The 14,356-nt window shown below is 65.5% G+C and carries 15 protein-coding genes; all 15 read right to left on the bottom strand.

The window, feature by feature from the left end:
- Positions 1-30: 30 nt before the first annotated feature.
- Positions 31-891 carry a TIGR01459 family HAD-type hydrolase gene (locus J0H39_20740; GenBank protein MBN9499189.1) on the bottom strand — a complete coding sequence of 287 codons (861 nt, stop codon included), beginning with the start codon at positions 889-891 and terminating at the stop codon, positions 31-33.
- Entirely contained in the window at positions 888-2,030 is a 1,143-nt protein-coding gene (locus tag J0H39_20735) for an EAL domain-containing protein (protein ID MBN9499188.1), read from the bottom strand. Before J0H39_20735 ends, J0H39_20740 begins: the two co-directional genes overlap by 4 nt.
- Before the next feature lie 36 nt (positions 2,031-2,066).
- The gene (locus tag J0H39_20730; GenBank protein ID MBN9499187.1) at positions 2,067-3,125 is read right to left on the bottom strand and encodes a quinone-dependent dihydroorotate dehydrogenase; all 1,059 of its coding nucleotides are present in this window, start codon (positions 3,123-3,125) and stop codon (positions 2,067-2,069) included.
- Positions 3,122-3,469, bottom strand: coding sequence for a DUF952 domain-containing protein (locus J0H39_20725; protein ID MBN9499186.1), 348 nt, complete (start codon positions 3,467-3,469; stop codon positions 3,122-3,124). The genes J0H39_20730 and J0H39_20725 overlap by 4 nt, the downstream gene beginning before the upstream one ends.
- A 42-nt stretch (positions 3,470-3,511) precedes the next feature.
- Positions 3,512-4,045, bottom strand: coding sequence for a hypothetical protein (locus J0H39_20720; GenBank protein ID MBN9499185.1), 534 nt, complete (start codon positions 4,043-4,045; stop codon positions 3,512-3,514).
- A 69-nt stretch (positions 4,046-4,114) separates the two neighbouring features.
- Positions 4,115-5,050 (bottom strand): hypothetical protein, encoded by a 936-nt coding sequence (locus J0H39_20715; protein MBN9499184.1) that lies wholly within the window; start codon positions 5,048-5,050, stop codon positions 4,115-4,117.
- Between the two features lie 3 nt (positions 5,051-5,053).
- The gene (locus J0H39_20710) at positions 5,054-5,608 is read right to left on the bottom strand and encodes a ribokinase (protein MBN9499183.1); all 555 of its coding nucleotides are present in this window, start codon (positions 5,606-5,608) and stop codon (positions 5,054-5,056) included.
- Positions 5,605-5,889, bottom strand: coding sequence for a hypothetical protein (locus J0H39_20705; GenBank protein ID MBN9499182.1), 285 nt, complete (start codon positions 5,887-5,889; stop codon positions 5,605-5,607). Before J0H39_20705 ends, J0H39_20710 begins: the two co-directional genes overlap by 4 nt.
- A gap of 25 nt (positions 5,890-5,914) precedes the next feature.
- On the bottom strand, positions 5,915-7,483 hold the full coding sequence (terL, locus tag J0H39_20700; protein ID MBN9499181.1) for a phage terminase large subunit: 1,569 nt from the start codon (positions 7,481-7,483) through the stop codon (positions 5,915-5,917).
- A 10-nt stretch (positions 7,484-7,493) separates the two neighbouring features.
- Complete coding sequence (locus J0H39_20695; GenBank protein ID MBN9499180.1) at positions 7,494-8,033, bottom strand: DUF4376 domain-containing protein; 540 nt, start codon at positions 8,031-8,033, stop codon at positions 7,494-7,496.
- A gap of 11 nt (positions 8,034-8,044) precedes the next feature.
- On the bottom strand, positions 8,045-10,396 hold the full coding sequence (locus J0H39_20690; GenBank protein MBN9499179.1) for a hypothetical protein: 2,352 nt from the start codon (positions 10,394-10,396) through the stop codon (positions 8,045-8,047).
- Between the two features lies 1 nt (position 10,397).
- The gene (locus tag J0H39_20685) at positions 10,398-11,321 is read right to left on the bottom strand and encodes a hypothetical protein (protein MBN9499178.1); all 924 of its coding nucleotides are present in this window, start codon (positions 11,319-11,321) and stop codon (positions 10,398-10,400) included.
- A gap of 11 nt (positions 11,322-11,332) precedes the next feature.
- Positions 11,333-11,818, bottom strand: a complete 486-nt coding sequence (locus J0H39_20680) for a hypothetical protein (GenBank protein ID MBN9499177.1) — start codon at positions 11,816-11,818, stop codon at positions 11,333-11,335.
- Complete coding sequence (locus tag J0H39_20675; protein MBN9499176.1) at positions 11,818-13,719, bottom strand: hypothetical protein; 1,902 nt, start codon at positions 13,717-13,719, stop codon at positions 11,818-11,820. Before J0H39_20675 ends, J0H39_20680 begins: the two co-directional genes overlap by 1 nt.
- Entirely contained in the window at positions 13,716-14,285 is a 570-nt protein-coding gene (locus J0H39_20670) for a hypothetical protein (GenBank protein ID MBN9499175.1), read from the bottom strand. Before J0H39_20670 ends, J0H39_20675 begins: the two co-directional genes overlap by 4 nt.
- Positions 14,286-14,356: the final 71 nt, after the last annotated feature.

Here is a 14,356-nt window from a genome sequence, read left to right as displayed (position 1 = left end):
CCATATTTGGGGATTCGCGGCGACTCGGGATTACCAGCGCAATTCGGCCAACATATAGGTCGGCGCGAAGCCGAATTCGGCCGACAGTGCCGCCATCTTTTCGGCCGTCGGCAAGGTGCCCATCGGCGCATCCAACGCGACCGCGTGAATGCCGCCGGGGATGAAGGCTTGATCGATACCGGCCCCGCGCCCGCCGGCCACATCGGTGCGCATCGCATCGCCAACGCCGATCACGCGTTTGCGATCGGGATTGCCGGCGAGTTCCAGCGCCCATTCATAGACGCCGCGATGCGGCTTGCCGTGATAATGCACCGTGCCGCCCAACGCTTCGTAAGCGGCGGCGGCCGTGCCCGCGCACAGATAGCGTTCCTCGCCGCGCAAGACTTCCAGATCGGGATTGGCGCAAACCATCGTCAGCTTGCGCGCGACACCGTCGGCGAGAATGGGCTGAAGCTTGTCCATATCGAGCGTGCCGTCGCCCGCCGCACCCGAGGCGAGGATGAAATCGGAATCGGCGAGTGTGGCCACTTCGCGCAACCCGATCTCGGCCGGGTCGGTCAAATTCGCGGCCTGACCGATATGATAGTAGCGCGGGCCCAAACCGTGCTTCTTCGCGGCGAGCGCACGCCACGTATCCTCGCCCGAGGTGACGATCGCGTCGAACTGATCGGCCGACACGCCATAGCCCGGCATCTGCTTCACCAGCACGGGCACGCGGCGCGGCGCGTTGGACAGCACGATCGCCTTCTTGCCCTTGGCGCGAAGGCGCGCCAGCAGATCGGCGACGCCCGGAAACACGCGCACGCCGTCGTGAATGCAGCCCCACATGTCGAGCAAAAACACGTCGTACCGGTCGACGACCGGTCCCAGACCGTCCAACGCTTGCGTCATTGAGATTCCTTGAGCGGCTTAGGCTCGCCGAACAAATAGCCCTGGCCGTAGCTGGCATCGAGTTCCAGCACTTCGAGCAACACTTGCTCGCTTTCGATCTTGTCGACGATGAGGTCGACGCGCGCATCGAGCAAGCCCTGGCGCAAGCGCGTGAAGGCGAGCCCGCCGCCGGCGGACGCGAATTCAACCATCTTGCGCGCTTCGACCTTGATGAAGCGGAAACTGTGCTGGGCCAGCGCCACGGGATCGAGTGTGGCGGGCTCGACCACTTGATCCATTGAGAAGCGGAAGCCGTGCGCCGCCAATTGCGCGAGCGCCTTCCACTGTTCCTCGGTCAAACGGCGCGCTTGCGCTTCGGCCAATTCGAACACGAGATTGGGAGCGAGATCGCGGTTCTGCGCCATGAAGGCGACGAACTCGGCGAAGAAGCGCTTATCGGCCAGCGTGTGCTGCGAGATGTTGACGAACACGCCCGTCCCGGCCCCCGCACCGCCGCGCCCTTGCACGCGGCGCACGAGCTGTACGCCGCGGAACAGCAGCATATTGTCGATCGCGGCAACGAGGCCATACGCCTCGGCCAGCGCCAGATAGGAATCCGGTCCGATCATCGTGCCGTCGGGCCCGCGCACGCGCGAGAAACATTCGTAGTGACGGCGGCGGCGCTGCGGCAGATCGACGATCGGCTGGAGATAGAGATCGACGCGGCCTTCGCGCAGCGCTTCGCGCACGATATCCAGCACTTGCGCGTCGGGCAGATTGGGTTTGGGCGGCGCCTTGGGATGCGGCGCTTCGCCGGGCAGCGTGATCGGCTTGCCCGACAATTGCTCGACCAGGCCTTTCAGGAAGCGCAGCTCGGTCGAGACGTTGGCCATCTCGGCGTTCTTGCTCGCCATGCTTTCGATGGCTTCGAGCACGCTCTGGATTTCCTCGCGCGCGAATTTGACGTCGCGGCGCAATTCGCCGATCCGCGCCTGCGCGGTCTCGAGATGCCCGGCGAGGACGAGGCCCCACCAAATCCCGTGCAGGGCCACCGCCGCCGCGAAAGCCGCGAGGCCCCAGAGCGGACTTACGCCCAGAGCAAGCGCGCCCCCGCCCAACAGATAGGCGAGACCGGCGAGGATATGGGGCATCTTGTTCATGGGACCGTTCCGGTATCCCAAGCCGGGCCGATTCGGTCAACGGCAATCGGCGCCGACGGCCGCCGACACATGGGCGTAACCATCCGCCTTCAGCAGGGCGGGCAATTGCCGGGCGATGCGCACGGCAAGGTCCGGGCCTTGATAAACCAGCGCCGAATAAAGCTGCACGAGGCTCGCCCCCGCCCGGATCTTGACATAGGCCGTGCGCGCGTCCGACACGCCGCCCACGCCGATCAGCGGAATTTTTCCGCCCGCCAGACGATAGGTCTTTTGCAGCACCGCCGTCGCCAGCGGGAAAAGCGGCTTGCCCGACAAGCCGCCGCTTTCCTTGGCGTGGGGCGAGCGCAAGCTTTCCGGCCGCGACAAGGTCGTGTTGCCGACGACGAGGCCCGCAAGGCCGCGATCAAGCGCCACGCGCACCACGTCCTCCAAATCCGCGTCGGTCAGATCGGGCGCGATCTTGAACAGAAGCGGCGGCTTGGGATCGACCGGCAGAGCGTCCATCGCCGCTTGCACGCGCACCACGATCGCGTCGAGCTGTTCGCGGCTTTGCAGCGCGCGCAGGCCCGGCGTATTGGGCGAGGACACATTGCAAACGACGTAATCGGCATGCGGCCCCAGCCCGGCGATCAGCTTGACGTAATCGTCGGCCGCGTTCGGCGTTTCCTTGTTCTTGCCGAGATTGATGCCGACGATGCCGCGCCGGGCCCGCGCCGCCAAGCGCCCGGCCGCCGCATCGAGCCCGCAGGAATTGAAGCCGAAGCGGTTGATCACCGCCGCGTCCTCGGTCAGGCGGAACAGCCGCGGGCGCGGATTGCCGGTTTGCGGCTTGGGCGTGACCGAGCCGACTTCGACGAAGCCGAAGCCTTGCGCGAGCAGCGCGTCCGGCACCTCGATATGTTTGTCGAGCCCGGCGGCGAGGCCGATCGGATGCGGAAAATCGAGGCCCCAGAGCTTCACGCGTAACGACGGCTCGTCGATCGGGGCGGGCAACGGCACCAAGCCATGCTTCAGCGCCGTGATCGACAAGCCATGCGCCGTCTCCGCGTCGAAGGCGTGCAGGAACGGCCGGATCAGTTTGTAGAAAACGCTCATGCCAGCCCCCAGGGAAACACGTGTCGCCCCGCGGGGCCGAGTTTGAGCGGCGCGTGGCGCGCGACCTTCGATATGTCGAGCGCGCCGTAGAGATGCGGGAACAGCGCGCCGCCGCGCGAGACTTCCCATTTGAGGGCGTCGCCCAGCGCCGTATCGGGCACCTCGATCAGCACGAGATTATCCTGGCCCGCGCGATGCTTCGCCGCCGACACGACGATCTGTTCGGCGGTCGAGAAATGGATGAAGCCGTCGGCCTTGTCCTGCGAGGAACCGGCGTAGGAACCCGTCGTCTGGGCCTCTTCCCATTCGTCGGCGCGGCACATGTGATAGATCGGAGTCGCCATGGCGCGGGAAATTAGCAGGGCGAGGCCCCGCGCGCGAGATCGCTATTCGGCTGGCGCTTGGGGTATCAATTCGCGCAAGACCGCGAGATCGGCTGCGGCCTGCGCCTGGCGCGCCGGATCTCCCGACAGCCGGCGCGCGCTTTCCGCCGCCTCGATCCGATCGGCGAGCCGCGCTTTGGAAACCAACACGCGGCCCTCGGTATCGAGCACGTTGTCGCGGCAGAGCGTTTCGACCGAAGCACGCCGCGCGGGCGATGTTTCGCGCGATGCGGCGTAAGGAACGCAGCCGCGCGGATCGGCGAGCGGAACGAGCGATAAAGGTCCGCGCGTACAGGCGGATGGTCCGGGATGCGGGGCCTCATTGCACTGCGAATACACTTCAACCGGTAAGCCATAGGGCCCATAGATACCCGACGGCGCGCACGCCACTAAAGGCGCGAAAAAAATAGGCAACACGATTCGACATGCAACCCGATATGCGGCGAATCTTCTGTACCCAGCGCAACTATGCTTTCCAAAGATAGATTGCCAATTCTTCATGTAAAAAAGAATATCAACGAATATCAACAAAGTCATATTAGAAAAATATCCTGCGATTGCGTCATGAACTCAACCGCAGGACTGCAATGAATTTATCTAGCCGGTTCAACCAAAGCGCCCTTCAAACTCTTTATCTTCCCGTTCGAACCATTCGTTGGGCTCCTCGACACCAGGCGGAAATGCGCGTTCCTTGTCCTCAGGAAAAACAGAATCTCGTCGGTGATAGTAGTCCCAAAGAAACTCTTTTGTTTTGTCCTGATCCCGCTCGAAACTGTCCCTAAGCTCTTTCTCGGTGAATGGGCGCTCCTCCCCGGTGACAGGATCCTTCCATTTCTTGTTGCCCCACTCTTCGAGGAACTTCTGATATCCCCACTCCGGATCATCCAAAAATTTCCACAGTTTCTCAATTTGAGAAGGATCGACTTGGAGCGGTGAATAGATCAAATTCGGATCGCTATTGGGCGGCGCCGAAATGTCGGGGTGAATTATCTTTGGCGGCATGGGAACAGGGCTACGCTCCGGAACCGTTGGTTCAGGTGCTGGAGGTTTCTGCCAAAATGGCGATAGAGCAATTTGGGATCCACTTGTTGAGAGGACCAGATTGCTTTCCGAACTTGGCTTCACTTCTTGCAGATTCATTCTAGAGCTTGAACCTACGGGCAACATCCGTCGCGTCAGCTCCAGCAGGTTCACCGGTTCGGGCGGCGGTGTCTGCTCGGGCTCGGCCATCGGTGAGGCCGGTGCCGCCGCCGGATAGAGCTTCGCGTAACCTTGCGCGACATCGTCGTGCAGGCGTTGGTAATCCGCATGGCGCGGATTCCAATATTCGGATCGTGCCATGCGGCGGCGCAGGTCTTCTTCGAGACGGCGCGACTGTTCCTCCTGCTCGGGCGTGGGCACCAGCGCCGCCGGTTCGTCGAACAGATCGCGATAGCCCTGATCGACTTGCGCGACGAAATCGGCGTTCGCCGGGTCGCGCTTGTCCCAATAGCGGCGTTCGGCCTGCATCGCGCGCAGCTGCGCCAGCGTGTAGTTCGGCATGGTCTATCCTTTCCGGGGTTTGAGAATTTTGGCGATGGTGGCGATCGCGGCTTCGGGCGGCGTTGCGCCGGCGGCGAGCGCCTTGTCGGCGGAGCGCTTGTAGACATAGACGCCGAGCACCGAGAGCCCGACCGACCACATCAGCGACAGCGCCCCCAGCGCTTCGACGATCTGCGCCGCGTCCTTCGGCGTGGCGACGATCGCCCAAGCGATGGCCGCCATCTGTGCCGCCCACGTGATCGCCATGACGTAGCCGAAGGTCGGGCGCATCCGGCGCACGTAAGGATCGTCGCTCTGCGCTTCGACACGCGCGGTCGCGTTCACTTCGGCCAAGGTCGCGCGATAATTCTCGCCGTCGATCTTCGCCATCTCCTCGAGATGGCACTGCGCGGCCGCGAGCTGTTCGGGATCGATGCGCTCGGCGGCGATCGCCTCGCCGACCTCGCCCAAGGCTTTCGACGCCGCCTTCGCGGCCGGATGCTCGATCCCGCCCAAGGCTTGGCCGAGCCAACGCGCGAGCAGCGGCACGCCCGCTTGCAACAACAGCGCGGGGATCATGGCCGTTCCCCGTCGAGCTTCGCCTCGATGCGCAGTAAATGGCGCGTCAGGCGGTTCTCGACATCCTTCAAATAACCGATCGACGCATAGCCGCGCGCGACCTGCAATTTGAAATCGGCGAGCGCTTCGCGCAATTCGCGCGCTTCCGCCGCCGCCACGCGGCGCGCGGCGTCGATCGCCTGTTCGGCGTCGCGCCGATGGCGCCAAACGAGCCACACCATCGCGCCCAAGGCCGAAGTGTTGGTCGCGGCGCCCAACAACATGTCGGGCGGGAATTCCATCGCGGACATCGCGCGCACTCCTTCTCTATGGTTCGAATTCGGTTTTGGCGGCGTGGCCCGCGGCACCGGGACGCCAATCCTTGCGTTTGGCGGTGCTTTCCGGCGGGCCGAAGCGCACGGGCTCGGACAGCAGGCAGCCCGCGACGGCGTCGAGCCCGTCGTCGCGCCCGCCCCCGCCCGGCCGCCATTCGCGCATCTCGACCGCGAAGGGCGAGGCCCAGACCGAACGATGGGCGCGCAACGCCCGCGCGGCGAGGCGCGCATCGAACGCGTCGAGGATGCGCGCGTCTTTGGAACGGCGCGTATGCACGGGCGTGACTGCGCAGGCCACTTCCGCTTCCGCCATCGCCTTGCGCAGCAAGCCCGGCAAAAACGCGCCGATCCCGTTCTGCTCGACATGCAAACGCTGCACGTGATTGCGCCGGGCGAATTCGGCGACTTGGCGGCAATAATGTGCTGCCTCGTCCGTATCCTTCGCCCCGGCTTTGGGCGGGGCCAAATAGGCGATCTCGTGCAGCCAATAGCCGCCCGTCTCGTCGACGAAAACGACCGCGACGACCGAACGATCGCCTGTGGGTTTGCCGAAAGACGGATCCCACCAGCAGCTCGCCGAGACCAAGCGCTTGCCGTCGAGTGTGAGCGTCGGGATACGGTTGGCTTCGGAATAGACCAACGCCGCTTCATACGGGACCATGCGATCGAGATCGAGCCGCCCGCCGTTTTCGGGCAACGGCTCCAGCATCATCTGCGCCTGGAATTTGCGCGGGCCCGTGCGCTTGCGGATCGCCGAAATCTTGGCTTCGTCGAATCGTTCGGGCCAGGCGCTGCGGCCTTCGGCGTCCAGCAGCGGAATGCGCAGCCGCGCGAAGCCTTCGAGGAAGACGGGCGTTTCGTCTTCGCCGCCGGATTCTTCGGCATAGATCGATTCATGCGCATGCGGCATGCCGATATAAAGCTGCAAACCGCCGGGCACGATCACGTATTCGATCTCGTGCAGGCGTTCGCGGAGGTCCTCGCGCTTCGCCGCCGTGTCGCAATTGTTGGGCACTTCGACGTCGTCGCAAATGACGATGTCGGCGCGGCTGCCGGTGACGTTGCCGAGCATGCCCTTGGCGACCATCGACGGATCGCGCAGTTCCGCCTGTCGTGCGACGATGAATTGATCGGCTGCCCATTGCTCGGTCTTCACGGGCTTGAGGCCGACGCAAGCCGGGTGCCGTTCGACAATGCGTTTGACGTTGCGCACCATCTTGCGGGCGAGCGCATGCGTCGCCGCCAGCACCAGCACGCGCAGATCGGGATCGCACGCGAACAGCCAGGCGCAGAACAAGCCGACCAGGGTCGATTTGCCGCTGGAGCGGAAGGCGAGCAGCACCAGCCGATCGCGCTTTTCCACGCGGCTGCCCTCCAGCCACGCGGCGATGCGGCCATGGAGCGAAGGCGTCGATTGGTTCTGCAACGCGTTCCACGCATCGACGAAGGCGACGAAGCCGGGGGCCACGGGCCGTACAACGATCGCCGGCGCCGCCTTCTTGGCGCGCGGACGCGGTTTCGCCTTCGCGGTCGCCTTGCGCCGCGTTTTGGGTTCGACCATGGAGGGCGCGTCAGTTCGACGAAGGCCAGCCTTGGCCCAGATCGATGGCGAACACCGCGTCGGCGTCCTCGGCCGCATCGATCGCCGCGGCCAGAACGCGCTCGTTGGAGAAGCACGCCTGCACATGGCCGCGCACGGTTTGCGCCGCCGCCAGCAATTGCGTGGCGTCGAGCGTCGTCCAGCCGCCCTCGCCTTTCCAATCGACCGTGTATTCGGGGTCGAGCGTGGCGGCCAGTGCCGCCCCGGTCAGCAGTGCCTGGCTTTCGCGATCGCTGCGCAGACCCGAAACGCCGGCGGTTTCGTATCCGAAGCGGAGCGACGCGAGCTCCGCGAAGCGCGTCGCCTTGATCGCCGCGAGCGGGCGTTCGGCATCCGGTGCGAAATAGCGGCGTTCGTCGAAGATCGGCTCGGGCGGCAATTCCGTCAGGCCCAAAGCGGCGCGATCCTCGGGCGCGGCGCGGCGCAGCCAATCGGCGGGATAGTTGACGCCGTCCTGGGCGAATTCCTGATCGAGCGCGACGATCCGGCCATCGGGAAGTTGGAAGCGCATGTCGATTCTCCTTATCGGGCGTTGGCGTATTTGAAGGGGGTCTCGGCGAGCGCCAGGAAGAGGTAGGTTTCCCCGCTGTTGTTGGTGGAAACGCCGCCGCCTTCACGCATCTTGAATCCGTTGGCCAAGATGTCGATATCGCCGGCGGCCGTATCCTCGACGGCGGTCAGATTCGGGTAGAGCGCGCCGTTGACGACGTTGAACGCGTTGCGCGCGGCGTCGTAGACGACCCAGCTCGTGCCGACGGTCACCGCTTTCAGCATCACGAGGCGCGGCCGGAAGCCGCACCACACGAACGGCCCGTCGGCGGCGCCGTTGCCGGCATACGAGCCGATGCGCGAGAAGCCGGGAATCTCGGTCCAGCAATAGGCGACGTATTGCACACCCGATTGATTGCCGCCGTCGTTGGCGTTGCCCGCTTCGAGGGAAAACGTCGCCGAAGTCGGTCCGCCGATATAATACGGGTCGTTCATGCCCGATATCGCGCCCGCCGAGTTGAGGAACATGTGGTAGCCGAAATTGGTTCCGGCGATCCCGACATGCGCGACGTACCAGAACTGCGCCGCGGTGACTTTCTTGACGATGATCATCTTGGGGGCCGCCCCCAAACCGTGCCCGACGGTCTGGCCCGCCGTGCCGGTCCCCGTCCAGCCGACGACGCTGAAACCCGCGGTCGGATTGGCGCAGACGGTCGAGGGAAGCGTGCCTTGCGTGTTGGCGGCGGGCGCCGTTCCCGCGTTGAACGCGTAGCCGACGGAATTTCCGACGGGCGTCGAGTAGCTGCCGTTGGCCGCCGTCGTGTTGAACTGCAGCACGTTCGATCCGTTCGCGCCGCGCACGCTGTCCATGACCTGCCAATTATTCGCGTTGGCGCGGTCCTTGATCGCGACGAGCAGATTGGGAAACGATCCGAGCGACGCGGCGCCGATCCCCGCACCGGTATCCGTCACGGCTTTGAAGTGGGCGGCGGGGATCTTGATCGCCGGATCGATCGACATGCGCGCGTTAAGCCGGAGAAATCCCGCCGGCGGCACGTGGACGAAATCGCGCTGGCCGAAATTCGCGTCGATGACGGGCGTCGTCGAACCGATCGCGCAGAACGGGAAGAGCGGCCCGGCGAGGCCGCTATAGACCGCACCGGTATCCGCCGCCGGATCGCCGGCGTTGAACCAGACGCCGTTCAAGCCCAGCCACAATTTGCCGGCGCGGTAAGCGATCATCGCGACGCCGCCGGCGCCCCACAGCGCCAAGCCGGTGAAGGCGTTGACGTTGTTGTTGCGGATGTTCGTCGTCGCGCCGTTGCCTTGCGCGGCCCATTCGCCCGCATCGGTCCCCGCGATGTTCGCATCGTTGACGTAGGCGGTCGCGGTTGTGACGCCGAACGCCTCGACGCCCAGATGCGCGGTCGTCAGCGTGAATTCGCAATAGCGCCCCGTCCCGTCGTCCTCGAATCCCTGGGTCGCGATGGCTCGCGCGTAGTAGCTTCCGTTCGGCGATTTCGCGCGCGCGTTCCCGGCGGAAATCGTGGCGACGATGTTCTGCGAACGGCGCAACGGATTGAGCGTCGCCCAATTGGCGGTCGGCGTATCGGCCGACGGATCGTAGGTCACGCCGGTCGTCACGCTGATGCCCGACGGCGTCAGATGATTGCCTTTGCCGGATTGATCGTGCCCGAGCGTCGCGGCACTCGTCGCGTCGCGGAAATCGTGGAACGCGCCGTTGGCGCCGCCATAGCCGCCTTCGTAGCGGATCGGCACCCACGCGCCGGTCGCCGGATCGGTCTTTCCGAAAGCCGTCGGGGCGACGAGCGTTCCATCGACGAAATGCAACTCGGCGTGATGTCCGTCGGTCGGCAGCAGATAGTTGGTCGGCTCATACCCGAAGCCCTGCTGCGCACCGCTGACATTGATATGCGTGTCCTTGTTCAAGGACGGGAATCCCGCACCCGACACCGATAGCGGGACCGCGACGCCGTTCACCCAGGCGCGCACGCGATTGGTCGCGGTCGCGTCGGTCGTATCGACCTGGATAACGACGTGATACCAGGCGCCGGGGTCGCGGAATGCGGCGGTGGAGATCACCGACCAGTTGCCCACGCCGCCATCTGCCTGCGCGAAGGAGAATTGGCGGCTGGACGCGTGAACAATGAAACTCGTCCAGTTCGACGCGTTGATATAACCCTGCCAGAGTGCGAAGCCCTGATCGAGCGTGCCGAGCTTGAACCAGCGCGATAGCGTGTAGGTCCGGCGGTTGGTCGTCGTCGCGACGGCACGGTAGAGCCCGGCATTGGCCGAGCCGCGCGTGCGCAAGGATCGCGCGATCGTGAAGACGCCGCCCGCGCCGAAGGGAAGGATCGGCACCATCTCAGTTGCTCCACCTTCCGACGCAGCGCATCGCCGCGCCGTCAGACAGGAATACGAAGATCGCGATCTTGCCCGCCCCCGCCGGCAGTGACGGCACGCCCTCCGCGCCGAACTCGTAAGCGGCGTTCCAGGCGAGGCTGCGTCCGCCGGTGCTGTCTTGAATTGCCGTCAAGGCGTACATGCCGCCGTCGCGTTGATGCGAAGGTGCCGCCATCGTGCGATTGCCGGCGAGCGTCACGCGCGCCATCGGCGCCGTGTCGAGATCCCAGGCGATCGACGCGCCGTCGGTCAACGCCACGGGCGCGTAACGTTGCGCGCGCGTGAAGGCTTGCACCGCGTCGAGCAACGCGGCGGCGCCCAGCCCCAGATTGGCGCGCGCGCTCGCCGCATCGACGCCGCCCGTCCCGCCCTGGGCCAGTGCGATCGGTAGTTCGAGCGCGGTTTCGGGTGCCGCCAGCGCCACGGGCTTGCCGTTCGCGTCGAAGCCGAGCAGTTGGCCCGCGCGCGTCGCTTTGGGCGGCAAACGCATATCGATTCCGGCGGGATCGGAATCGTCCTGGCGCAACGCGCGGCCGATCTCGTAGCCGACCTGCTGGATCGACGCGGTCTGGAAATCGAGCTCGTCGTTCAGCGTTTTGGCGCGCAACTCGCCGCCTTCCTGGAAATCGGATTGGCGGCGGATGGTGAGGCGTCGCAACAACGTGACGCGCGCGTCCGACGCGGGCGCCGAAGCGAACACGACATTGCCGCGCCCATCGGCATTGACGGTCGTCGTGAAGCCGGCGGCCGCGACGGCGCCGTCGATCCGCACCTCGACGTCTTCGGGTTCGAACACCGCGAAGTCGAAACCGAACACGGTCTGCGCGCCCGAAGCGATGTAGTCCTTGCGCGGGCTTTCCGCGCCGATCTGCACATGCGTGGTCATCGTGTTTCCTTTCAGGTGAGGCTCATTTCCTTGCCCCAGCGCAGGAGCTGGTTGACTTGGCCGAGCGTGCGGTGCGCGCCGGACAGAAGGTCGGGTTGGCGCGAATCGATCCGCTGCAACGACGCGGCAAGGCCGGCATCGAGGCCGGACATGCGCCAATCGAATAGCGCGCGCGCATCGGCGGCTTCGGTGCCCGCCTGCGTTTCGATCGAATCGAGCAAGACGCCCGCCGAACCGTCGGTCGGCGACAGGCCGCGCGATCCGAACGACGCCCGCGCACGCGCCTGGGCGCGTTCGAGCATGTCGTTGCGCCGGCGCGATTCGGTTTCGTATTGGCGTTCCAGCAATTGGCGCTGCTGTTCGGCCTGCGCGCGCGTCGCGTCGGCTTGCGCTTTCGCGGCGGAATTCGCCTGCGCCATACCGGCGACGGTTTGGACGGCCCCGAGGCCTAGCGATGCGCCCGCGAGCCAGGGCGTTACGGCGGTTGCGGCACCCATCAGTCGTTCACCTTCATCTCTTGGGTTACGGAAAGAAGCTGGAAAGGCAGCGGGGCCGGCAATTCGACCCGCCACAGCGGCTCGACGCCCGCGCGCTTCCAGCCCAGCGCACGAAAGCGTTTCTCGCCGGTGAAAAGTTGCGGCGCGGAGTCGAAGGCGTTCGCGCCGCCGAAGCCGCGGAACGGCACGTCGACGAAGCCCGAGCCCGTATCGACACGCATCTGCGCCGTGTCGAGCAGGCGGAACGAGGCTTCGATCAAGCGCACGGAGCGCGGCGTGCCGGCGGGTCCGCCCGGCGGTAACGGCTCGATCGTCGCGACGAAGGGCAATCCCGCCTCGGCGAGATCGGCTTCGTCGGGCAGATCGACGCCGCCCGCAGCGACGATTCGCTGGCCCAGCGGCAAACCATCGATCACCACGTCGACGGTTTTGCCATCGAGATGGCCGAGCCCTTCCAAGCGCGGCGGATCGCCCGCGATGGACGCGCCGCGCACGCACGCATCGGTGGCACTCGCCTTGTCGAAACGCTCGACGCTCCACACGCCGTCGCGCTCGATCGCGAAATAACATTCGCCGGTCACGACCGCGATCGAGCGGAACGCGCCGTCGGTCGTCTGTAACGACCAGGCGGTGACCTGTTCGGCGCGATAGACGGTGACGGTCGCGAGCGTACCGTCGGCATTGACGAGATGGACGAGCCGGTCGTCCGGGTCGTAATCGAGATCGACGGGGGCGCGCACCAGATGCGGCGCGAGCAAAGCGAGATCCGTGGATTGATAGGCCTGCTCGGCCTCCGCGAACAAAAACTCACGCAGATCCTTGCCGCCGCGTCCGACGAATAGCGTGGCGCCGTCCACGTCGCGCGGCCTTATGTAGCGATCGATTGGCGCGCCGATGCGCGTCTGGCGATTGAGCTGGACGTTCTCGGGTGTGAGCGGATCGCCGGTGACCATCCATTCGGCACCTGAGGTCAGCACCTGCAAATGCCGGCCGGAGAACACGGCGCGGATCGCGTTGACCTGATCGGACAGCAGCGCGAACTCGATCGCCTCGTCGTCCAGCGCCGAGCCGAGATCGAAATTGAACAGATCGCCCGATTTCGACAGCCACAAACGATTGGGCAGATCGCGCGAGCCGCCGATCACCAAGCGGTCCTGATGGAAGGTGACACTGGTCGGCCAGCCGCGAAGGGCGGAGAAGGCCTGCTCCTCCCAATCCTTGTTGGCGCTCGTATCCGCGAAGCCTTGGCCGGCGGGCACCGTCGCGGTCGCCGAGGTGGCGGACGCGACCGCCGTGACGATCGCCTGTTTCTGCGCGATGCGGATCCGCGTGCCGATATGCGCCGCGTCGAACACCGCGGCCGACGCGGTCAGCGTGACCGTGCCGGAGGTGGCGCTGGGGGCGAGCGTCACCGCGTCGCCGGCGAATTTATGGAAGGGCTGATGGATGGCGCCCTTGTCCTCGAAATAGCTCCACGCTTCGACGCTCCAGCTCGCATGCGACTGGCGCGTGATTTTGCGCGGGGGCACTTCCGGATGGACGACCAGCAGCGTGTCCGCACTTTGCGTCCAGGCGAGCTGGGCGAGTTGCGCCGCCGACCACGGTGTCGCGATCGTCGCTTGCAACGCGCCGTCCTTGTAGACGCGCATGGAAAGATCGCCGAAAGCGAGCAGATAGGCCTGTTCGGTGTTGAACTCGAACGGCACGAGACGCGTCTTGCCCAGCAAAGCGCCGACATAGGCGAGACCCGGCCGGCGGCGCACCCCACCCGTGGGCTGCACGAACACGTTGCGCAAGGCGCGTGCACCATTTTCGTAGGCGCGTAAGTCCACGCGCCCCAGCATCGCGTCGCCGATCTCGCCCGACGCGAACGAAGTTTTGACCGTGCGAGCGAGGCTCATCGGCGCGCCTCCACCAGCGTGAAGTCCTCGACGCGGCCGGGCGTGTCCTGCTGCGCGTCGATCAAACGCGCGCGGCGGAACTCGCCGTCGGCGAGCTTGTAGAGAAGCTCCGAGCGCGACGTGCTTTCGGTGATCGGCAGGCAGAATTCCGCCGCCAGCGACGCGATCAACGCGGAATCGAAGAACGGCGGAAAGCCGCTTTCGTCGGGCCGGAAGATGTAGGAGAGCACGACCTCGTCGAGATCGCTCTGCAGCGTCGATTCGACGATGCGATATTCCGCCCCGCGCCCGCGGGCACCCGAACCGACGGAGAGTGCGCGCAGGAAATCGACGGGCAGTTGATGCGCGTAGCGCAGATCGGCGACGGGCGCGGCGGCCAAGCGCGGCAAGGTCGCCTGCGCGGTCGCGAAGCTCCACGGATGCGCGGAGATCAGCGCGTCGCGCACGGACGGATAGAGTGCTGCCGCGACCTGGGCTTCGACCGTGCCTTCGACGAAGGATGCGATCGGCCTTGCACCGAGTTTGATGAGCGCGCGGGAACACAGCGCGATGGGCGTGAGGGCCATTTTGGAATCTCCTGTCGGCGGGTCCGGCGCGCCGGTTCCAGGGAGGTTGGAACCGGCGCGCCTTCCCTTCG

Source organism: Alphaproteobacteria bacterium (assembly GCA_017308135.1).
GTDB lineage: Bacteria > Pseudomonadota > Alphaproteobacteria > CACIAM-22H2 > CACIAM-22H2 > Tagaea.
The sequence above is the reverse complement of the archived record's forward strand: the minus strand, read 5'-3'. Positions and strand labels throughout refer to the sequence as shown.